The sequence below is a fragment of the Streptomyces sp. PA03-1a genome, from assembly GCF_033792805.1.
In the GTDB taxonomy this organism is placed as follows: Bacteria; Actinomycetota; Actinomycetes; order Streptomycetales; family Streptomycetaceae; genus Actinacidiphila.
Genome location: NZ_JARAVO010000013.1, coordinates 1 through 19749, shown reverse-complemented (window position 1 = coordinate 19749; position 19749 = coordinate 1). Strand labels below are relative to the sequence as shown.

Here is a 19749-nt window from a genome sequence, read left to right as displayed (position 1 = left end):
GCAGGGTAGGGGCCGACGCTGACAGACGGGTGGAGAAAAGTAATGCGAGGGTCGAGAACACCGCGCGCCGCGGGCGCCCCAGGCCATGGAGCCGGGCGGTTCAGTCCCGGCAGACCGCCAGGAGCGCCATGTCGTCGCTGCGGGGGCCGCCGGTGTGCGCGTGGACGTCGTCCAGGAGGGCGTCGAGCAGTTCGGCGGGGCCGGTGAACGGCACCCCGGCCAGCCGGGTGACGGGGTCGTAGAAGGTGCCGTCGGCGTCGCGCGCCTCGGTCACGCCGTCGGTGTGCATCAGCAGGGCCGAGCCGGGCGGGAAGGGGACCGTGTCGGCCTCGTCGGTCACGTCGCCGAGGCCCATGCCCAGGGGCAGGGCGTGACCGGCGGGTTCGGCGTAGCGCACGGTGCCGTCGTGCAGGACCAGCGGGGGCGGGTGGCCGCGGTTGACCAGGCGCAGTGCGGTGCCGCCGGGCGGGAACTCGGCGAGGACGGCGGTGGCGAACCACTCCAGGCGGTCCATGCCCTCGCGGCGTTCGGCCTCGCGCCACAGCGCCCGGTCCATCCGTGTCGCCACCCCGGCGAGGGTGGGTTCCTCGTCGGCGGCCATGCGGAACGCGCCGAGCACCACGGTGGCCGCCTCCACGGCCGCCATGCCCTTGCCGCGCACGTCGCCCATGATGCAGCGCAGCCCGTAGGGCGTTTCCTGGACGGCGTAGAGGTCGCCGCCGATCTCCGCCTCGGCCTCCGCGGTCTCGTAGCGGGCGGCGATGCGGTACGGCCCGACGCGCCGCGGTGGTTCGGGCAGCACGGCCCGTTGCACGGCGGCGGCGACGCTGCGTGCGGAGCGCAGCCGGACGTCCCGGATGTGGAGCAGGCGGTTGATGAACACGGCGACGACGGCGACCGCGCTGATCGACAGCAGTTCGCTGATGCCGCCGGGGCCGCTGATGTAGCCGAAGTGGCTGAGGATGCCCGCGTCGGCGGCGACGGCGCCGAGCCCGACCAGCACGGTGCCGGTCAGGGACATCAGGGGGGCCGCGAGCATGGGGGCCACGGAGTAGAAGGCGGTGGCGCTGAACTGGGCGGGGGTCAGGTAGTCGACCAGGAAGCCGCCGACGAGCAGCACGACGGGGAGCAGCCGGACGTACCGCAGTACGTCGCGTCCTTCGTCGGTGAGGTCCTCGCCCCCACTCGCCACGCGTGTGCTCCTGCCGTCGCTCTCGGGTCGCCGGACTGGGTCCAAGGGTCCCCGTGGTCCCGTCGCCGGGCCAGCCATGGCGGTCCCCGCGGGTGAACGGCGGGGTGGCCGCCGGGCTCCGGGTAGCGCGCCGCGGCCGCTCGGGCGAGGCTGGGGGCACGACCCGTGAGCACAGGGAGCAGCAGCGATGATCCGCACCGACGCCCTCAACGAGCCGGCCGTCCGCGCCTTCGTCTCGGCGGTGAACGCCGGGGACCGCGAGGCCTTCGAGGCCGCGCTCGCCGAGAACGCGACGATGTCCGACGACGGCTCCGACCGCAATCTGAAGGAGTGGGCGGACCGCGAGATCTTCGAGTCCCACGGTCACATGGACGTGCAGTCCCAGGACTCGGCGGGGCTCACCCTGATCGCCGACTACCGCAACGACGCGTGGGGCGAGATGCGTACCAAGTGGCGCTTCACCGTGGACGACGGCAAGGTCAGCCGTTTCGACACCGGCCAGGCCTGAGCGGGCCGGCCGGACGGTTCAGCCGCCCGTCCCTTCGCGGTACGCCAGCAGGTAGCGCCAGAACAGCAGGCGTCGGATGCGGCTGCCCGGCAGCAGTTGTGCCGCTTCGGTGCGGATCTGCGGCAGGGGTGTGCCCGGTGGGTGTACGGGTGCCCGGACCGGTTGCGGGTGGTGGCCGCGGATCCGGTCGGCGGTGGCGACGGCGAGCCGGGCGGCGGCGTTGACGGGGACGGCGGCCAGGCTGACCGCCCAGTCGGCGGGGGTGCGCTCGGGGTAGCAGCCCAGGACGAGCAGGGTCCCGCCGGGGGCGAGCGCGGCGCGCAGCGCGGTGACCGTGTCGAACGGTACGTGGTGCAGGCTGGCCAGGCTGGTGATGAGGTCGTAGTGGGCCGTGGGGAGGTCCACGCGGGTGATGTCGGCGACGCGGAAGGTGACCCCGGGCGCGGTCCCGGCCGCGGCCACGGCTTCCGGGGAGGCGTCGATCGCGTCGACCCGCAGTCCGCGGGCGGCCAGGCGGCGGGCGAAGCGGCCGGTGCCGCATCCGACGTCCAGGGCGGTGAGGGCGCCGGGCGGGACCTTGCGCAGGAGCAGCCGGTGGTAGTGGTCGTTGTGGTCAAAGGGCATGTGGCGTGCCCCTCCAGGCCATGCGGTCGGGGAAGAGTTCGGCCGTGCCCTTGGCGACGGCGCGCAGCGGGACGCCGGCCTCGGCCGCGTACCGCGTCTTCATGTCGAGGCGGCCGGAGTCGGCCGTCGCTGCGGCCGGTTCGCTGCCCTCGGCGGCCCCGAGGCTGAGCATGGGGTACGGGCCGGGGATGGGCCCGTCCGCCTCGAAGTCCACCGGGATGTGCAGGCTGGGCCGCACGGCGCGCGGTCGTGGTGCTGGCATGCCGACGATCATGCCAGCGCCCCCTGGACCGGTGCGTGTGTTTTCCCGGGACGGCCGGCACGTGCGGCGGGGGTGACGCGCGGGGCCCCGACGGGTGCGGCCGGGGTCCCGCGCGGGAGGGTCAGTCGAGCAGTTCGTACGCGGGCAGGGTGAGGAAGTCGACGTAGGTCTCGTCGAGCGCCGTCTTCAGCAGCAGGTCGTGGGCCTGCTGCCAGCGGCCCGCGGCGAAGGCCTGTTCGCCGATGTCCTCGCGGATGGCGGCGAGTTCCCGGCCGGCCAGGGAGCGTACGAGGTCGGCGGTGGCCTTCTCGCCGTTGTCGGCGAAGACGACGCCCGCGTTGACCCACTGCCAGATCTGGGAGCGGGAGATCTCGGCGGTGGCGGCGTCCTCCATGAGGTTGAAGATGGCGACGGCGCCCATGCCCCGCAGCCATGCCTCGATGTAGCGGGTGCCGACCTGGACGGCGTTGCGCAGTCCCTCGTAGGTGGGCTTCGCCTCCAGGGAGTCGACGGCCAGCAGGTCGGCGGCGGTGACGTGGACGTCCTCGCGCAGCCGGTCCTTCTGGTTCGGCCGGTCGCCGAGGACGGCGTCGAAACAGGCGCGGGCGATCGGCACCAGGTCGGGGTGGGCGACCCAGGAGCCGTCGAAGCCGTCGTGGGCCTCGCGGTCCTTGTCGGCCTTGACCTTCTCGAAGGCGACCGCGTTGACCTCGGCGTCGCGCCGGGAGGGGATGAAGGCGGCCATGCCGCCGATGGCGTGGGCGCCGCGCTTGTGGCAGGTGCGGACCAGTAGTTCGGTGTAGGCGCGCATGAAGGGCGCGGTCATCGTCACGGCGTTGCGGTCGGGCAGGACGAAGCGCTCGCCGGCGTCGCGGAAGTTCTTGACGATGGAGAACAGGTAGTCCCAGCGGCCCGCGTTGAGGCCGGAGGCGTGGTCGCGCAGCTCGTGGAGGATCTCGTCCATCTCGAAGGCCGCGGTGATCGTCTCGATGAGGACGGTGGCGCGGATAGTGCCCTGTGCGATGCCCAGGTGGTCCTGGGCGAAGACGAACACGTCGTTCCACAGGCGGGCTTCGAGGTGGGACTCGGTCTTGGGGAGGTAGAAGTAGGGGCCCTTGCCCTTGGCGAGCAGGCGCCGTGCGTTGTGGAAGAAGTACAGGCCGAAGTCGACGAGGGCGCCGGGGACGGGCTCGCCGTCGACGGTCAGGTGGCGCTCGTCGAGGTGCCAGCCGCGGGGGCGGGTGACGACGGTGGCGAGTTCCGTATCGTCCCGCAGGGCGTAGGTCTTGCCCTCGGGGGAGGTGAAGTCGATGCGGCGTTCGTAGGCGTCGATGAGGTTGACCTGGCCCCCGATGACGTTCTCCCAGGTGGGGGCGGAGGCGTCCTCGAAGTCGGCGAGCCAGATCCGCGCGCCGGAGTTGAGGGCGTTGATGGTCATCTTGCGGTCGGTGGGGCCGGTGATCTCCACCCGGCGGTCGTCGAGCGCGGCGGGGGCGTCGGCGACGCGCCAGTCGCCCTCGCGGATGTGGGCGGTCTCCGGGAGGAAGTCCAGGGTGCCGGTGCGGGCGATCTCGGCGCGGCGGTCCTTGCGCTTGGCGAGGAGTTCGGCGCGGCGGGGCGCGAACCGGTGGTGCAGTTCGGCGAGGAAGGCGAGCGCCGCGTCGGTGAGCACCTCCTCCGCGCGCTCGACGGGGGGTGCGGTGTCGGCGACGACGGCGTGCGGTGCGGTCCCTGGTGCGGACATGAACCTGACTCTCCTCTTGCCGATGAGGGGTGCCGTGCGGCCGGGGGAGCCGGGCGGCCACCGCGCTCCGGCCCTGGCACGGGGTGCCGGACGGGGCGGTTTTCGGCTGCGAGGCGCGCCGACCGTACGGGCGCTTCTGCTGGGTGGAGCATAGTTTTTGCATGGTGGAAGTTCAACGTTTTGTGGCACCCGGTGCAGGGGGCTCCGGCGGGTGCGCCAGCAGCCACAGGTCGTCGGGGGTGTCGATGTCGGCGGGGACCGCGACGTCCCCGCACTCGACGCGTGCGATCGCCTCCTCGTGCCGCCTCAGGTAGGAGCGTGCCCCCTGGTCCCCGGCCGCACTCGCGGCGATCGCCGCCCAGTGGGCCGCGCCCAGCAGGATCGGGTGGCCCCGCCTGCCGCCGTACGTGGCGCAGGCGAGGGTGCGCGGCGAGGCGTAGGCGGCCACCACCCGGGCCACCGCCGCGGCGCCGATCCCGGGCTGGTCCACCAGTGCCACGACCACGGCCGGCGCGCCGGTGCCCGCCAGTGCCTCCAGGCCGGCGCGCAGCGAGGAGCCCATGCCCTGCTCCCAGTGCGGGTTCACGGTGACGGCGTAGTCGTCCAGGGCGGCCTGTCGGCGCACCTGCGCGGCGGCCGCGCCCAGCACGATGTGCACCGGGTCGCAGCCGCCGGCGCGCAGGGCCCGCGCCGCGTGCTCGACCAGCGGCCGGCCGTCGTACTCCAGCAGTGCTTTCGGGCAGCCGCCCAGCCGCCTGCCCCCGCCGGCCGCCAGCAGCAGCCCGGCGATGGCGCCCGTGCCCGCGTCGCGTTCCATGCCCCCTGGATACCGTGGACGGGGAGCGGGGGAAAGGACCGGCCATGACGCGCTGGATCATCGCCGTACGTCACGGCGAGAGCGAGGCGAACGCGGCCTTCGCCCGCGGCAGGTCCCTGGACGGGGTCAGGGACGCCGACGTGGCGCTGACCGCGCTCGGGCGGGAGCAGTCGGCCCGGCTCGGCCGCGACCTGCTGGCCCTGCCGGGCGCCGAGGCGCCCGGCCGCGTGCGCTGCTCACCCTTCGAGCGGGCCCGGCAGACCCTGCGCGCCGTCGAGGAGGCCGGTACGGCCGCGGGCCGCGAACGCCCGCCCGTCACCTACGACGAACGCCTCCGGGACCGCGGCATGGGCCTGCTGGAACTGCTCACCCCGCAGGGGGTCCGCGAGCGCTTCCCCGAGGAGGCGCGGCGGCGCGAGCGCGAGGGCGAGGCGGCCTACCGCCCGCCGGGCGGGGAGTCGCCGCGGGACGTCGAGGCCCGCGTCGGGGACTTCCTTGCGGACGCCGTCGCCCGTCCGGGGCCGCCCCTGCTGCTCGTCACGCACGACGCGGTGGTGCTGGCGCTGCGCCGGCTGCTCGGGCCCCCGCCGCCGGGTGACGCGCGCGTGGTCAACGCCTCGATGGCCCGGTGGCGGCGTGACGGCGCGGGGCACTGGGAACTCGTTGACTGGAACCGAACCGCGGCCCCCGGACGTTAATGTCGGCAAGTCGTCACGTGAGGCAGGAAGTTACGGCGGATTTCGCTCTCCGTATAGCGGGGGAAGCGCTCCGTCGCGTTTACTGTCCTCCCCGATACGGCGGACCGGATGGGGCCGGCCGTCCATGGGAATCACCGGGGGCCTACCTGTGGGGGACGTATCTGTGGTGAAGGACATGGCCGCCCGCGCGGCGGTCGACGACGAGGGGACCCTCGATCCGAGGGTGACCGCCCTGCGGGCCGCGGTCGCCCGGTGTCGCCGTGAACTCGCCGGGTACCGCGCCAACTTACCGGACCGGCACATCGCCGAGGACGAGCTCTCCGCGCTGGCCGCCGCCGCGACCGCCGGCGTCCCGGACGTCCTGCGGCTGCGTCGCGGCCTACTCGCGATCGCCGGGGCGCTCGGCTCCGTCAGCGCCCTGGCCGGTGCCCTCACCGAGGTCCGGCGGGCGATCGAGCTGTTCGGCACCCCGCGTCCCGAGTGACGCGGGGTGCCCGCGGGGCCGGTCAGCCGAGCTCGGCCAGCCGGGGGACGGCCGGCGCGCAGTGGCTGTCGATCCAGCCGGCCGGTTCGGCGTCCGGCGGGACCACGATGACCGTGTCGATGCCGAGTTCGGCGTAACCGGCCATCTCGGCGACGAAGGCGTCGGTGTCGCCGGCGCGGAGGGAGTCGCCGACGAAGAGCATGGTCTTGCGGATCCGCGCGTAGTCGCGTCCGGCCTCGTCGCAGTGCGCGCGCAGCACGTCCAGCTTGTGCGCGACGTCGGCGGTCGAGGAGGCGAAGAGGTTGCAGGCGTCCGCGTACCGGGCGACCAGGCGGAGCGTCTTCCGCTCGCCGCCGCCCCCGATCATGATCTCGGGGCGGGGGGTGCTCACCGGGGGCGGCGTGCAGCGGGTCTCGGCCAGTGAGTAGTGCGTGCCCTTGAAGGGGCCGTCGTCGTCCTGGTCCCACATCTGCAGGCAGATCCGCAGCGTCTCCTCCAGCCGCTCGAAGCGCTCCGCGAGCGGCGGGAAGGGCACGCCCAGGCCCAGGTGCTCACGCTCGTACCAGGCCGCGCCGAGGCCCAGGGTCGCCCGGCCGCCCGACAGTACGTCGAGGGTGGTCGCGATCTTCGCCAGCAGGCCGGGATGGCGGTAGGTGATCCCCGTGACGAGGACGCCCAGCCGTACGGAGGAGGTGCGGGCGGCGAGGAAGCCCAGCGTCGTGTAGGCCTCCAGCATCGCCGCCTCGGCGCCCCCGTTGTTCTCCATCTGGAAGTAGTGGTCCATCACCGACAGCCAGCCCGCGCCGGCCGACTCGGCGGCCTCGCCGGCCGCCGCGAGCGCGGGCGCGAGCCCGGCGGGTCCCTGGGGATGGTCGAATTTCGTGAGGTGCAGGCCCAGTTGCATGGTTCTCCCCGTCCGGGGTCGTGGTCGCTACGGTAGGACCGTAGGCCTTGGAGTGCGCTCGAGGTCAAGCCGCCGTGGGACCGCCGTGAGGTGCCCCGAGCCGCCCTGGGCGGGCCCTCGCACCGGTTCCGCGCCGGCCGGGCCGGCGCATCCGCGTCGGCTCGACGTCGCGCGCGAGGGCCTGGGCGAGCGGCATCCGCAGCGTGAGCGCGATGGGTGCGACCCCGATGGCCGCGACGCCGGCCCCGCCGCTCGGCGGCACCGTGTCCGGCGGCGCGGCCTCACGCGGTGCCGGCGGCGCCCCGGCGCGAGCACCAGGAGGGCGGCCAACGCGGGCACCGTCACCGCCCGCACGGCACCGGACCCGAGGGGTGGAATCGTGACGCCCCGCCTTAGGCGGCGCCGTTGCTGGCCAGCGCGGACGACAGTTGCCGTGCCACACCGTGCAGCACCGGCACGATCTTCTCCGTGGCCGCCTCGGTCAACCGTCCGGCGGGTCCGGAGATGGAGATGGCGGCGGCCGTGGGGGAGTCGGGGACGGTGACCGCCAGGCAGCGGACCCCGACCTCCTGCTCGTTGTCGTCCACGGCGTAGCCCTGGCCGCGGATGTGCTCCAGTTCCGCGAGGAAGGCGTCCGGGTCGACGATGGTCCGCTCGGTGGCCGCCGGCATCCCGGTGCGGGCCAGCAGGGCACGTACCTCCTCCGGCGGGACGTGCGCCAGCAGGGCCTTGCCGACGCCGGTGGAGTGCGGCAGGACGCGCCGTCCGACCTCGGTGAACATCCGCATCGAGTGCCGCGAGGGGACCTGGGCGACGTAGACGACCTCGTCCCCGTCCAGGAGCGCCATGTTGGCGGTCTCGCCGGTCGCCTCGACCAGTTCCGCCAGGTAGGGGCGGGCCCAGGTGCCCAGGAGGCGGGCCGAGCTCTCGCCGAGGCGGATCAGCCGGGGTCCCAGCGCGTAGCGGCGGTTGGGCTGCTGGCGCACGTAGCCGCAGTCGACCAGGGTGCGCATCAGACGGTGGATCGTGGGCAGGGGCAGCCCGCTGCTCGCGGACAGTTCGCTGAGGCCCACCTCCCCGCCCGCGTCGGCCATCCGCTCCAGCAGGTCGAAGGCGCGTTCGAGGGACTGCACGCCCCCGGCGCGGTCTGACGCCACGTTTCCTCCCCAGGCGGACGGTGTAGTGGTGCAGCCTACCGACCCTGACCAGGCATGCGATCGCCGTTCGGGGCGGTCGTGGGCGCGGCGGTGGCCGGTGGGCGTGGAAAACGCATTCCATTGGGTGGAATTCTCCAACTGTACTGCCGGAGCCTCCCGTGGTGCCCGGGCAGGGGTTGACGCGGGCTCGCGCGCGAGCGGAGGATGCATTTCAACAGAACGTTGAATTTCTGTGGGACGCCGGTGGAAGGGGAACGCGTGTCCGAGGCCGCTGACGGGATCGAACTGGTGCTGCGTTCACCACGGGTGGTCACACCGCAGGGCGAGCGCCCCGCCGACGTGGCCGTCGCCGGCGGCCGGATCGCCGCCGTCCTGCCGTACGGGACCGAGCCCCCTCCCGGCGCCCGCCTGGTCGACCTCGGCGCGGACGCCCTGCTCCCCGGCCTGGTCGACACCCACGTGCACGTCAACGACCCCGGCCGCACCGAGTGGGAGGGCTTCGAGACCGCCACCCGGGCCGCCGCCGCCGGCGGCGTCACGACGCTGGTCGACATGCCGCTCAACAGCGTCCCCCCGACCACCACCACCGCCCACCTGGAGGTCAAGCGCGCGACCGCCCGCGGCCGGATCCACACCGACGTCGGCTTCTGGGGCGGCGCCGTCCCCGGCAACACCAAGGACCTGCGCCCGCTCCACGACGCCGGGGTCTTCGGCTTCAAGTGCTTTCTGCTGCCCTCCGGCGTCGAGGAGTTCCCGCAGCTCGCCCCGGCCGAACTGGAGGAGGCGATGCGCGAGATCGCCCGCTTCGACGGGCTGCTGATCGTCCACGCCGAGGACCCCCGGCTCATCGACCGCGCCCCGCAGCCCTCCGGGCCCGCGTACGCCGGCTTCCTCGCCTCCCGCCCCCGCGCCGCCGAGAACGCCGCCGTCGAGTCGCTGATCGCCCTCGCCCGCCGCCTGGACTGCCGGGTGCACGTCCTGCACCTGTCCTCCGCCGAGGCCCTGCCCCTGATCGCCGCCGCCCGCCGCGACGGCGTACGCCTGACGGCCGAGACCTGCCCGCACTACCTGACGCTCACCGCCGAGGAGGTCCCGGACGGCGCGACCCAGTTCAAGTGCTGCCCGCCGATCCGCGAGGCGGGCAACCGGGAGGCCCTGTGGCAGGGCCTGCTCGACGGCACCCTCGACTGCGTCGTCTCCGACCACTCGCCCTCCACCGTCGACCTCAAGCACCTCGACACCGGCGACTTCGGCGCCGCCTGGGGCGGGATCTCCTCCCTCCAGCTCGGCCTGCCCGCGATCTGGACCGAGGCCCGCCGGCGTGGCGCCACGCTCGCCGACGTGGTCCGCTGGATGGCGCGGGGCCCGGCGCGCCTGGCCGGACTCACCACCAAGGGCGCCGTCGCGCCCGGCCACGACGCCGACTTCGCCGTCCTGGCGCCCGACGAGAGCTTCACCGTGGACCCGTCGGCGCTGCACCACCGCAACCGGGTCACCGCCTACGCGGGCCGCACCCTCCAGGGGGTCGTACGGAGCACCTGGCTGCGCGGCGAGCGGATCGCCGACCACGGCACCCCGGCCCACCCCTCCGGCCGCCTCATCGCAAGGGAGAACGCGTGACCGCCACACCCCGGTACACCGGCGCCGCCCAGCCGTACCCCGGAGGGGACCCCTACGCCGACTACCGCGGCGCCGACCTGCCCTTCACGGGCCTCGTCGACCTCGCCGACCGGCGCCTGGGCGCCGGGGTGATCGCCGCCAACGACGAGTTCTTCGCCGAGCGGGAGAACCTGCTCGTCCCCGGACGCCCCGAGTTCCGCGCCGAGCACTTCGGCCACAAGGGCCAGGTCATGGACGGCTGGGAGACCCGCCGCCGCCGCGGCACCGACGCCGCCGACCCGCACCCCGCCGACGCCGACCACGACTGGGCACTGATCCGCCTGGCCGCCCCCGGGGTCGTGCGCGGCCTGGTCGTGGACACCGCCCACTTCCGCGGCAACCACCCCCAGCAGATCGCCGTCGAGGCCACCTGCGCGCCCCTGGCCGCCGCGCCCGCGGACCTCCTCGCCGACGGCGTGCGGTGGACGGAACTCGTGCCCCGCACGGCCGTCGGCGGCCACGCCGCCAACGGCTTCGAGGTGGCCGTGGAGCGCCGCTTCACCCACCTGCGGCTCAAGCAGTTCCCCGACGGCGGCATCGCCCGGCTCCGCGTCCACGGCGAGGTCGTCCCCGACCCGGCGTGGCTGACCGCGCTCGGCACCTTCGACCTGGTCGCGCTGGAGAACGGCGGCACCGCCGAGGACGTCTCCGACCGCTTCTACTCCTCCCCGCTCAACCCGATCCTGCCGGGCACGTCCCGCCGCATGGGCGACGGCTGGGAGACCCGCCGCCGCCGCGACAAGGGCCACGACTGGGCGCGCTACCGCCTCGCCGGGCAGGGCGTCGTCCGCGCCGCCGAGATCGACACCGGCTACTACAAGGGCAACGCCCCCGGCTGGGCCGCCCTGCTCGGCCGCGACGGCGAGGACGGCGAGTGGTTCGAGATCCTGCCCCGCACCCCCCTGCAGCCCGACACCGTCCACCGCTTCCTGGTCGACGTCCCGCCCGCCACCCACGTACGCCTGGAGACCTACCCCGACGGCGGCATCGCCCGGCTGCGCCTGTGGGGCTCGCTGACCGACGCGGGCGCCGACCGCCTCACCCGGCGGTGGGACACCCTGGCCTGACGGGCTTCACGAGGCGGCGGGCACGAGCCGCACCAGACCGAGCGAGGTGCGGTCGCCGGCCCTCGTCTGGAAGGCGCGTACCGCCCAGTGCCCGGGAGGCAGCGGGACGGGGGCCTGTTCGGGCCTGCCTCCGCCGGGGTATTCCACGCCCAGCAGGCCCCCCGCCTCGGCGGAGTCCATGAGCACCGCGGGCCCGTCGGTCCGCCACGTCCCGGACGCCTCCCACTCGACGGCGGGATCGGCGAGAACCGCCTCGGCCGCCGCGACCAGTTCGGCCTCGGAGTCGGCGCCGCCCCAGCGCAGGAAGGCCCGGTGCGCCGGGAGGTAGCACGTCCTGGCGGGCATGTCCCCGAGGACCAGCCCCTGTCCGCCGTCACGGCCGACGGGGATCACCCCCGCGAGGTCGTCCACGGCGCAGGCCCGGTCGTAGTCGTCGGGGACGTCCCCGTCACCGACGACCATCCCCTGCTCCGTGCAGCCGCCCCAGGCGGACAGGGCGGAGACGGGAACGACGATCAGCGGGCCGCCCATCGACTCCACCCACGCGGGGGCAGGCCGGGGCGCCGCGGAGACGTCGGGCGTGAAGGCGTCCATGGCGTGAGTATGGCGCGCGGCGCCGACAGTGCGCCCCCTCCGGGGCCCCGGTGCCCCGGAGGGGGCGCTGGTGCCGCGCGGCACCGGCGTCTGCCTCGTACGCCGGCGCCGCGCGGGGTCGGTCAGCCCGCCGGTGTCAGCCGGAAGGACTGCGCGGCGGTGCCGTTGCAGGTGTACTGCTGCAGCAGGGCGCCGTCGGCCGTCGAGGCCGCCGTGACGTCCAGGCACTTGCCGCTGTGCCGGGCCGTGAGGACGTACGACCCGTCCGCCTGGAGCACCGGCTTCCACTGCTGGTTGGCGCCCGAGGACCACTGCCAGGTCTGCACCGGCACGGAGTCAGCCGTCGCCGACGCCCCGCCGGTGACGTCCCAGACCTGCTCGGTGGCGGTCGCGTTGCGGTTCGCCACCCGGTAGTAGCCGCCGTCGGTCGGGCGGAACTGCCACTGCTGGTTGGCCTGCCCGGCGACGCAGCTCCACTGCTGCACCGCGGTGCCGTTGGCGGTGCCCCGGTCCTTGGCGTCCACGCACTTGCCGGAGCCGGCGCCGGCCACCTGGTACCAGGCGGAGGTGCTGATGCCGTCCCCGTCGCCGCCCCCGCCGCCGGTCGGCGCACCGGACCAGGTGAACGTGGTCGTGGCGCGGGCGGGCAGGCTGTACGAGAAGTGCTGCCCGGCCTCGCGGACCGTGACCTGCTGGGCGGACGACGAGGAGTTGTGGGTGACCAGCACCCGCTGCCCGTCGGTGTTGACGAAGGCCGTGTTCCACACCGGGTCGGTGGCGTTGCTGCCGATCCGCACCGCGCCCGCGCGGGCGAACTTCGTCAGCTGGCCCATCGTGTAGTACTCGACGGTGTAGTCGACCTGCCCGCTGCGCGCGTCGCCGTTGTGCACCGTGATCAGGCCGGTGCAGGTGCCGCAGCCGCCCGCGTGCGGGCCCATCGCCTGGTCCAGTGCCAGCGACCACTTCACGTAGGAGCGGGCCCAGTTGCGGGTGAAGCCGGTGATGTCGCGCAGGTCCTCCAGCTGCTGGTCGGTGACCCAGGTGCCGCCGGAGTGCTCGGTCTCGTACTGTGCCACGCCCGGGTACTGGCTCTGGACGGTGCTGCCCAGCGCGTAGTTCGGCGGGGTGGGCGCGTAGCCGTGCCAGGCGACGCCGCCGAAGAGCGGGTCGCCGCGCAGGGCGGCGTCGGCGAGCTGGCCGGCGCCGGTGGTGTTCCAGTCGCCGTGGTTCCAGTCGTGGATCAGCGCCTTGGTGGTGATCCCGGCCGAACGGAACGCCGGGAAGAGGTGGTTCTTGGTGAAGTCCAGCAGCGTGGCCGCCGTCCACTCCATCGTGGGGTAGCCGCTGTTCGCGCCGCAGCACTGCGGCTCGTTCTGCACCGAGACGTAGTCGACGTGGACGCCGCGCTGCTCGTACGCCTGCAGGTACTTCACGAAGTACTGCGCGTAGGTGTCGTAGAACTCCGGCTTCAGCTTGCCCATCTGGGTCAGCTTGCCGTTGTCCTTCATCCACGCCGGCGCCGACCACGGCACCGCCATGATCTTCAGTGCCGGGTTGAGCTGCCGCGCCTGCTGGGTCAGCGGCAGGACGTCGGCCAGGTCCCGGGAGATGGAGAAGTCCGACAGGTCGCAGCAGGTGTCGTCGTACGTGTAGTGGCTGCGCGCGATGTCGGACGCGCCCATCGGGTTGCGCAGGAAGCCCAGGCCGATGCCCTCCGTGGGGGAGAACAGCTTGCGCATGGTGGCGTCACGGGTGGCCGCCGGCAGGGCGCCGGAGGAGTTCATCAGCCAGGCGGCGCTGTCGGTGAAGGACGCCCCGCCGCCCTCGAAGGGCTGGTAGCGGGCGGCGGGGTCCACCGTGATGACCGTGCCGCCGCTGCCGTTGCCCGCCTCGAAGGCGGCCGGGGTCTGCGCCTGCAGGCCCTTGACGACGGTCCTGCCGTCGGAGGTGATGGTCATGGTGACCTGGACGGCCGTGGCGGCGGCCGCTCCCGGTCCGGCGAGCACCAACCCGGCTAACGCCGCGGCGACCGCCGCGAGCACGGCGACCAGGCGTCTGACGTGGGAGGAGTGTGGCATCGCGGATCTCCTGTGTGGGGGGTGGAGACGGGATGGCGAGGGAGGTCAGGCCGCGCTGCGGGCGCGGCGCCGGTGGGCGGCGATGATGTCGGCGTAGCGGCGGCCGCTGCCCTTCACGGTCCGGCGCTGGGTCTCGTAGTCGACGTGGACGAGGCCGAAGCGCTTGGCGTAGCCGTACGCCCACTCGAAGTTGTCCAGCAGCGACCAGGCGAAGTAGCCGGCGAGCGGGGCGCCGCCGCGCACGGCACGGGCGCAGGCCGCCAGGTGCTCCTCCAGGTAGGCGGTGCGCTCGGGGTCGTGGACCTGGCCGTCGGGGCCGACGTGGTCCTCGTACGCCGAGCCGTTCTCGGTGACGTAGATCTTGCGGGCGCCGTACTCCTCGGTCAGCCGCAGCAGCAGCCGCTCCAGACCGCCGGCGTGCACCTCCCAGTCCATCGCGGTGCGGCGGACGTCCGGGACGCGTACGGCACGGGTGTGGGGGACCGGCCCCGACGGGTCGTCGGCAACGATGTCACGGAAGTAGTAGTTGAGGCCCAGCCAGTCCAGCGGCGCGGCGATGGTCTCCATGTCGCCCGTCTGCACGGGCAGTTCCACCCCGTACAGCTCCAGCATGTCCTGCGGGTAGCCGCGGCCGTGGATCGGGTCCAGCCACCAGCGGTTGGTGTGGCCGTCGGAGCGCAGCGCCGCGGCGACGTCCTCGGGGCGGTCGGAGGCCGGCTCGCAGGGGCTGAGGTTGTTGACGATGCCGATCTGCGCGTGCGGGACCGCGGCGCGCAGCGCCTGCACCGCCAGGCCGTGGCCCAGGTGCAGGTGGTACGAGGCGCGGACGGCGGCCGTCAGGTCGGTGAGGCCGGGGGCCATCACGCCCTGCAGGTGGCCGATCCAGGCCGAGCACAGCGGCTCGTTGAGCGTCGCCCAGTGGGTGACCCGGTCCCCGAGCCGCTCGGCCACCACGGCCGCGTAGTCGGCGAAGCGCAGCGCGGTCTCGCGCTCCGGCCAGCCGCCGCGGTCCTGCTGTGCCTGCGGCAGGTCCCAGTGGTACAGGGTGGGGAAGGGGGTGATGCCCGCCTCCAGCAGGCCGTCGACCAGCCGGTCGTAGAAGGCCAGGCCGGCGGGGTTGACCGGCCCGCCGCCCTGCGGCATCACACGCGGCCAGGCGAGGGAGAAGCGGTACGCGTCCAGACCGAGCCGGCCCATCAGGCCGATGTCCTCCGGCACGCGGTGGTAGTGGTCGCAGGCGACGTCACCGGTGTCGCCGTTCGCGACCTTCCCCGGCGTTCGGGAGAAGGTGTCCCAGATGGATGGTGCACGGCCGTCCTCGGCCACGGCTCCTTCGATCTGGTAAGCGGCCGTCGCGGCGCCCCACACGAATCCGTCGGGGAGGGCGCTGAGGTCGAGGGTCACGGACTGCCTTTCGTTCGGGGGACGCTGAGGGGCGGTGGGGCTCACTTGACGGCGCCGGCGGTCAGCCCGGCGACGAGGTAGCGCTGCAGGAGCAGGAACCCGGCGACCACGGGCACGCTCACCACGAGCGAGGCGGCCATGACCTGGTTCCAGTACACGTCGGTCTGCGTGGCGTAGCCCTGCAGGCCGACGGCGAGCGTGCGGGTGGTGTCGTTGGTCATGACGGAGGCGAAGAGGACCTCGCCCCAGGCCGTCATGAAGGCGTACACGCAGACCGCGACGATGCCGGGCACGGCGGCCGGGACGACCACCCGGAACAGCGCGCCCAGCGGCCCGCAGCCGTCGACCATGGCGGCCTCGTCCAGGTCCCGGGGGATCGAGTCGAAGTAGCCCGCCAGCATCCAGATGGAGAAGGGGAGCGAGAAGGTGAGGTAGGTCAGGATCAGGCCGCCGCGGCTGCCGTACAGGGCGATGCCCGTCGCGTTCCCGAGGTTGACGAAGATCAGGAAGAGCGGCAGCAGGAAGAGGATGCCGGGGAACATCTGGGTGGACAGGATCGTCACCGAGAAGAAGCGGCGCCCCTTGAAGTCGTAGCGGCTCACCGCGTACGCCGCGAAGATCGCCACCGCGACCGAGCACAGCGTCGCCCCGCCCGCCACGAGCAGCGAGTTCACGAAGTACCGGGCGAGCGGCACGGTGTGCCAGATGTCGGCGTACGGGCGCAGGGTGAAGCCGCTGGGGAACCAGCGGAACGGGCCCTGCACGTCCTGCAGCGGCTTCAGCGACGAGACGACCATGACGAACACCGGCGCCAGCGCGAAGGCCGTCAGCACGGTCAGCACGATCCGGCGGGTCCACACGAAGGAGCGCGGCGCGGCCATGGGGCTGCGGACGTCAGGCATCCTTCCTCCTCAGGGAGGTCGCGAGCAGGTAGAGCACCGTCACGACGAGCAGGAACAGCAGCAGGAGCACGGACATCGCCGAGCCGGAGCCGAAGTTCCAGGTCACGAAGGACGACTGGTAGATGTGGATCGAGATCAGGTCCGCGGCGTCCGGCGCCGCCCGCCCGAACAGCACGTAGGGCGTGTTGAAGTCGTTGAACGTCCACAGGAACAGCACCAGCACCAGCACCTGGTTGACCGGGCGCAGCGACGGCAGGGTGATCCTGCGGATCTGCTGCCAGATCCCGGCGCCGTCCATCGCCGCCGCCTCGTACAGCTCGCGCGGGATGTTCTGCAGACCGGCCATCAGGCACAGGAAGGCGAACGGCCACTGCCGCCACACCGACACCGTCACCAGCGCGTAGAAGCTGTTGTCGCCGATCAGCCAGAAGGGCCGGCCGTCGGTGAGGTGCAGCTGGTCGTGGATGACGTGGTTGATCATGCCGGTGTCCCGCTGGAACATGAACGACCAGGTGATCACCGCCGCGTAGACCGGCAGCGCGTACGGCACCAGGAAGACCGCGCGCAGCAGTCCCCGGCCGCGGAAGGCGTCCTGCATGAGGATCGCGGCGGCGGTGCCGAACAGCCAGGACAGCCCGACCGCCAGCACCGTGAACTCGCAGGTGACGAGGAACGACTTGAGCAGGTCCTCGCCGACCGGGGCGTTGAAGTCCACCGCCACGCGGTAGTTGTCCAGGCCCTTCCAGGGGGCGGCGGACCAGTCGCTGATGAAGAACTGCGTGAGCTCCTTGAAGCTCATCACGACGCCGACGACCATCGGCACCAGGTGGATCAGCAGTTCCAGCGCGAGGGCCGGCAGCAGCAGGACGTACGGGAGCGACGCGCGCCGCAGCCGCACCGGAAGGCGCAGCCGCGACAGCGGGGCCCTCCCCCCGGCGGCCCGCCGGCCGCCGGGGGAAGGCGTCTTGGAGCTGTGCCGGACGGGCGGCACGGTGGCGGTCATCGGTTCCTTCACGCTCACGACGCCGGCATCTGCTGCTGGGCCTTTTCGAGGGCGGCCTTGACGCTCTCGGTGGTGACCGGCTTGCCGGCGGCGGCGTCGGCGAACAGGTCCTTCATCGCGGTGCCGACGGCGGTCTCGAACTGGCTCTCGTTGGCGACCTGCGGCAGCGGCGCCGCGCTGTTGGCGAGCGCGTCCGCGAGGACCTTCAGGTCCGGGGTGGCGAAGGCCGGGTCGGACTGGGCGGCCTTGACCGGCGGGAGCGAGCCGTAGGTGCCGTTGAGGAGCTTCTGCTCGTCGTCGCTGGTCATGAACTTCACGAACTTCAGCGCGCCGTCGACGTTGTCGGTCTTCTTGAAGACGGCCAGGTTGATGCCCGCGACCATCGAGTTCACGGCGGTGTCGCCGGAGGCGCCCGCGGCCTGGAACGGCACCTGGGCGACGCCGTAGTCCTCGGGCTTCATGCCGTGGGACTTCAGCGAGGAGCCGGCGGCCTGCCACAGCAGCATGGCGGCCTTGCCGGTGGCGAAGTCGGCGACGGACTGGTTGGCGGCGTACTCGGCGTTGCCGGGGGCCGCGATCTTGTCCTTGGCGATGAAGTCGATGTACTGCTTGACGGCCGCGACCGCCTCGGGGGTGGTGAACGTCGGCTTGCCCGAGGCGTCGAAGAAGTCGGCGCCGTGCTGCTTGCCGAAGACGAAGGCGTGGTGGACGTTCTCGGAGAGGTTGCCGCCCTCGACGGCGAGGCCGTACTTGCCGCCCTTGGTGAGCTTCTTGCCGTCGGCGACGAGCTCGTCCCAGGTGGCGGGCGGGTTGGCTATGCCCGCGTCGGCGAACATCTTCTTGTTGTAGTACAGGCCGTACGCCAGCGAGTACAGCGGGACCGCGGCCGGGTCCTTGCCCTCGGCGCCCGTCGCGCCCAGGGCCGAGGAGACGAAGCGGTCCTTGCCGCCGATGGCGTCGAAGGCCTTGGCGTCGAAGGGGCGCAGCGCGCCGGTGGCCTGCAGCGAGGCGGACCAGGTGTTGCCGATGTTGAGCACGTCGGGGCCCTGGCCGGAGGTGGCCGCGGCGAGGATCCGGTTCAGCAGGTCGGACCACGGGATGACCTCGAGCTTGACCTTGATCCCGGTCTGCTTCTCGAACTTCTTGAGCTCGGGCGTCAGGGTCGCCTTGTCCGCCTCGAGGCTGGCGCCCTGGTTGCTGGCCCAGTAGGTGAGCTCCTTGGGGCTGCCGTTGCCGCTGCCGTCGGTCGAGGAGCCGCCGCCGCACGCGGTGGCGGAGGCGATGAGCGCGGCCGCGAGCGTCACGGCGGCCGTGGTACGGGTGATGTGCATGACCGGGGATCCCTCTCCAGGGTGGGTGCCTTCGGGAAGTGAAGAACGTCACGCCTTAATTCAAGGCGTGATTTAACGTCTGAGAAAACCTGGCGTCAAGACTTGGCGCAGCGATAGATTCAGCCGGGGAGGGAGCACCATGGCAGACCGAGGCAAGCGGACCGTACGCGACCTGCGGCGGGGCAACCGTTCGGCGCTCTTGCGTCACCTGTACTTCGAAGGACCCCTCAGCCGTCAGGAGTTGGCCAGGGACACCGGCCTGAGCACAGGTTCCATCAGCAACGTCGTGGCCGAGCTCATCGCCGACGGCGTCGTCGAGGAGGCCGGCTCCGTCGAGTCCGACGGCGGACGCCCCCGCGTGATGCTCAAGGTCGCCCCCCGCCACGGCTTCCTCATCGGCGTCGACGTCGGCGAGACCCGGGTCCGCGTCACCCTCTTCGACCTCGCCCTCACCGAACTCTCCTCCACCGACCGCCCGCTGGCCGACAGCGGTCACGACGTCGCCCTGGTCGTCCAGCTCATCCTCGACGGCCTGTCCGTCGTCCTGGAGGACAGCCGCGTCGATCCCGCCCTCGTGCTCGGCGTGGGCATCGGCGTGCCCGGCATCGTCGAGCAGGGCACCGGCGGCGCGGGCGCGGTCGTGCACGGCCAGACCATCGACTGGGACGCCGTCCCCCTCGGCGCGCTGCTCGCCGAGGGCACCGCCCTGCCGCTCCACATCGACAACGGCGCCAAGACCCTCGGCCAGGCCGAGATGTGGTTCGGCGCCGGGCGTGGCGCCCGCAACGCCGTGATCGCGCTGCTCGGCTCCGGGGTCGGCGCCTGCGTGGTCGCCGACGGCAAGCCGTACCGCGGCGCCAGCAGCAGCGCGGGGGAGTGGGGCCACACCACCCTCCAGGTCGGCGGGCGGCGCTGCCGCTGCGGCGCCCGCGGCTGCCTGGAGGCCTACGTCGGCGCCGAGGCGCTCATCGAACGCTGGGACGCGCCCACCGGGGTGAGCGAGGAGGCCGCGATCGCCGCCCTCCTCGACGCCGCCGAGGCCGGCGACGCGGCGGCCGTCGCGCTGCTCGACGAGACCGCCGAGTACCTCGGTGCGGGCATCGCCGACCTCGTCAACCTCTTCAACCCCGAGCGCATCGTGCTGTCCGGCTGGACCGGCCTGATGATCGGCCCACGGCTGCTCGACGCGGTCCGCGAGGCCACCGCCGCCTACGCGCTGCACCACCCCTGCGCGCAGACCTCCATCGAGCTGGGCCGGCTCGGGACGGACGCGGTGACGGTCGGCGCCGCCACCCTGCCGCTCGCCCGCTTCCTCGACGCC

19 protein-coding genes are annotated in these 19749 nt (G+C 73.1%); 6 read left to right on the top strand and 13 right to left on the bottom strand.

The window, feature by feature from the left end; genetic code table 11:
* Window positions 1-100 precede the first annotated feature (100 nt).
* Entirely contained in the window at window positions 101-1192 is a 1092-nt protein-coding gene (locus PV341_RS04615; protein WP_500321664.1) for a PP2C family protein-serine/threonine phosphatase, read from the bottom strand.
* A gap of 187 nt (window positions 1193-1379) precedes the next feature.
* On the opposite strand from PV341_RS04615, the gene PV341_RS04610 reads away from it, so the two are divergent.
* The gene (locus tag PV341_RS04610; RefSeq protein ID WP_500356800.1) at window positions 1380-1700 is read left to right on the top strand and encodes a nuclear transport factor 2 family protein; all 321 of its coding nucleotides are present in this window, start codon (window positions 1380-1382) and stop codon (window positions 1698-1700) included.
* A gap of 18 nt (window positions 1701-1718) precedes the next feature.
* Here the strand turns inward: PV341_RS04610 and PV341_RS04605 are convergent, their stop codons facing one another.
* The 4 genes from PV341_RS04605 to PV341_RS04590 form a co-directional block, all read right to left on the bottom strand.
* Complete coding sequence (locus PV341_RS04605) at window positions 1719-2324, bottom strand: class I SAM-dependent methyltransferase (protein WP_500356799.1); 606 nt, start codon at window positions 2322-2324, stop codon at window positions 1719-1721.
* Window positions 2314-2586 (bottom strand): hypothetical protein, encoded by a 273-nt coding sequence (locus tag PV341_RS04600; protein WP_500356797.1) that lies wholly within the window; start codon window positions 2584-2586, stop codon window positions 2314-2316. The genes PV341_RS04605 and PV341_RS04600 overlap by 11 nt, the downstream gene beginning before the upstream one ends.
* Before the next feature lie 121 nt (window positions 2587-2707).
* On the bottom strand, window positions 2708-4330 hold the full coding sequence (gene aceB, locus PV341_RS04595; protein ID WP_500321660.1) for a malate synthase A: 1623 nt from the start codon (window positions 4328-4330) through the stop codon (window positions 2708-2710).
* 172 nt (window positions 4331-4502) lie between these two features.
* Complete coding sequence (locus PV341_RS04590; protein ID WP_500321659.1) at window positions 4503-5147, bottom strand: nucleotidyltransferase family protein; 645 nt, start codon at window positions 5145-5147, stop codon at window positions 4503-4505.
* Between the two features lie 44 nt (window positions 5148-5191).
* On the opposite strand from PV341_RS04590, the gene PV341_RS04585 reads away from it, so the two are divergent.
* Entirely contained in the window at window positions 5192-5845 is a 654-nt protein-coding gene (locus PV341_RS04585; RefSeq protein WP_500321658.1) for a histidine phosphatase family protein, read from the top strand.
* Window positions 5846-6020: 175 nt separating this feature from the next.
* The gene (locus PV341_RS04580) at window positions 6021-6329 is read left to right on the top strand and encodes a DUF5955 family protein (protein ID WP_500356795.1); all 309 of its coding nucleotides are present in this window, start codon (window positions 6021-6023) and stop codon (window positions 6327-6329) included.
* A gap of 22 nt (window positions 6330-6351) precedes the next feature.
* Here PV341_RS04580 and PV341_RS04575 read toward each other — a convergent pair whose 3' ends face one another.
* Both PV341_RS04575 and PV341_RS04570 read right to left on the bottom strand, forming a co-directional pair.
* Window positions 6352-7233, bottom strand: a complete 882-nt coding sequence (locus PV341_RS04575) for an LLM class F420-dependent oxidoreductase (protein ID WP_500321656.1) — start codon at window positions 7231-7233, stop codon at window positions 6352-6354.
* A 392-nt stretch (window positions 7234-7625) separates the two neighbouring features.
* Window positions 7626-8390 (bottom strand): IclR family transcriptional regulator, encoded by a 765-nt coding sequence (locus tag PV341_RS04570; protein WP_500321655.1) that lies wholly within the window; start codon window positions 8388-8390, stop codon window positions 7626-7628.
* Window positions 8391-8648: 258 nt separating this feature from the next.
* Between PV341_RS04570 and allB the strand changes: the two genes are divergently transcribed.
* Both allB and alc read left to right on the top strand, forming a co-directional pair.
* Window positions 8649-10010: an allantoinase AllB gene (gene allB / locus PV341_RS04565; protein WP_500356794.1), complete on the top strand. Its 1362-nt coding sequence runs from the start codon at window positions 8649-8651 to the stop codon at window positions 10008-10010.
* Complete coding sequence (gene alc, locus PV341_RS04560) at window positions 10007-11116, top strand: allantoicase (protein ID WP_500356792.1); 1110 nt, start codon at window positions 10007-10009, stop codon at window positions 11114-11116. The genes allB and alc overlap by 4 nt, the downstream gene beginning before the upstream one ends.
* A 6-nt stretch (window positions 11117-11122) precedes the next feature.
* Here alc and PV341_RS04555 read toward each other — a convergent pair whose 3' ends face one another.
* The 6 genes from PV341_RS04555 to PV341_RS04530 form a co-directional block, all read right to left on the bottom strand.
* Entirely contained in the window at window positions 11123-11710 is a 588-nt protein-coding gene (locus PV341_RS04555) for an Imm21 family immunity protein (RefSeq protein WP_500321652.1), read from the bottom strand.
* Window positions 11711-11832: 122 nt separating this feature from the next.
* On the bottom strand, window positions 11833-13788 hold the full coding sequence (locus PV341_RS04550; protein ID WP_500356790.1) for an RICIN domain-containing protein: 1956 nt from the start codon (window positions 13786-13788) through the stop codon (window positions 11833-11835).
* Between the two features lie 45 nt (window positions 13789-13833).
* A complete protein-coding gene (locus PV341_RS04545; RefSeq protein WP_500321650.1) occupies window positions 13834-15192 on the bottom strand; it encodes a GH1 family beta-glucosidase in 1359 nt (452 codons plus the stop codon).
* 41 nt (window positions 15193-15233) lie between these two features.
* Window positions 15234-16094 (bottom strand): carbohydrate ABC transporter permease, encoded by an 861-nt coding sequence (locus tag PV341_RS04540; RefSeq protein WP_499514741.1) that lies wholly within the window; start codon window positions 16092-16094, stop codon window positions 15234-15236.
* Window positions 16087-17097, bottom strand: a complete 1011-nt coding sequence (locus tag PV341_RS04535) for a carbohydrate ABC transporter permease (RefSeq protein WP_500356824.1) — start codon at window positions 17095-17097, stop codon at window positions 16087-16089. Before PV341_RS04535 ends, PV341_RS04540 begins: the two co-directional genes overlap by 8 nt.
* Before the next feature lie 14 nt (window positions 17098-17111).
* Window positions 17112-18428, bottom strand: a complete 1317-nt coding sequence (locus PV341_RS04530; RefSeq protein WP_500321649.1) for an ABC transporter substrate-binding protein — start codon at window positions 18426-18428, stop codon at window positions 17112-17114.
* A gap of 139 nt (window positions 18429-18567) precedes the next feature.
* Between PV341_RS04530 and PV341_RS04525 the strand changes: the two genes are divergently transcribed.
* Window positions 18568-19749: ROK family transcriptional regulator (locus tag PV341_RS04525; RefSeq protein ID WP_500356788.1), on the top strand; the 1182-nt coding region annotated here is incomplete at its 3' end.

Coding starts and splice junctions, on each gene's coding strand:
- PV341_RS04610 (WP_500356800.1), top strand. CDS start 1,380: ATGATCCGCACCGACGCCCTCAACGAGCCGGCCGTCCGCGCCTTCGTC.
- PV341_RS04605 (WP_500356799.1), bottom strand. CDS start 2,324: ATGCCCTTTGACCACAACGACCACTACCACCGGCTGCTCCTGCGCAAG.
- PV341_RS04600 (WP_500356797.1), bottom strand. CDS start 2,586: ATGCCAGCACCACGACCGCGCGCCGTGCGGCCCAGCCTGCACATCCCG.
- aceB (WP_500321660.1), bottom strand. CDS start 4,330: ATGTCCGCACCAGGGACCGCACCGCACGCCGTCGTCGCCGACACCGCA.
- PV341_RS04590 (WP_500321659.1), bottom strand. CDS start 5,147: ATGGAACGCGACGCGGGCACGGGCGCCATCGCCGGGCTGCTGCTGGCG.
- PV341_RS04585 (WP_500321658.1), top strand. CDS start 5,192: ATGACGCGCTGGATCATCGCCGTACGTCACGGCGAGAGCGAGGCGAAC.
- PV341_RS04580 (WP_500356795.1), top strand. CDS start 6,021: ATGGCCGCCCGCGCGGCGGTCGACGACGAGGGGACCCTCGATCCGAGG.
- PV341_RS04575 (WP_500321656.1), bottom strand. CDS start 7,233: ATGCAACTGGGCCTGCACCTCACGAAATTCGACCATCCCCAGGGACCC.
- PV341_RS04555 (WP_500321652.1), bottom strand. CDS start 11,710: ATGGACGCCTTCACGCCCGACGTCTCCGCGGCGCCCCGGCCTGCCCCC.
- PV341_RS04550 (WP_500356790.1), bottom strand. CDS start 13,788: ATGCCACACTCCTCCCACGTCAGACGCCTGGTCGCCGTGCTCGCGGCG.
- PV341_RS04540 (WP_499514741.1), bottom strand. CDS start 16,094: ATGCCTGACGTCCGCAGCCCCATGGCCGCGCCGCGCTCCTTCGTGTGG.
- PV341_RS04535 (WP_500356824.1), bottom strand. CDS start 17,097: ATGACCGCCACCGTGCCGCCCGTCCGGCACAGCTCCAAGACGCCTTCC.
- PV341_RS04530 (WP_500321649.1), bottom strand. CDS start 18,428: ATGCACATCACCCGTACCACGGCCGCCGTGACGCTCGCGGCCGCGCTC.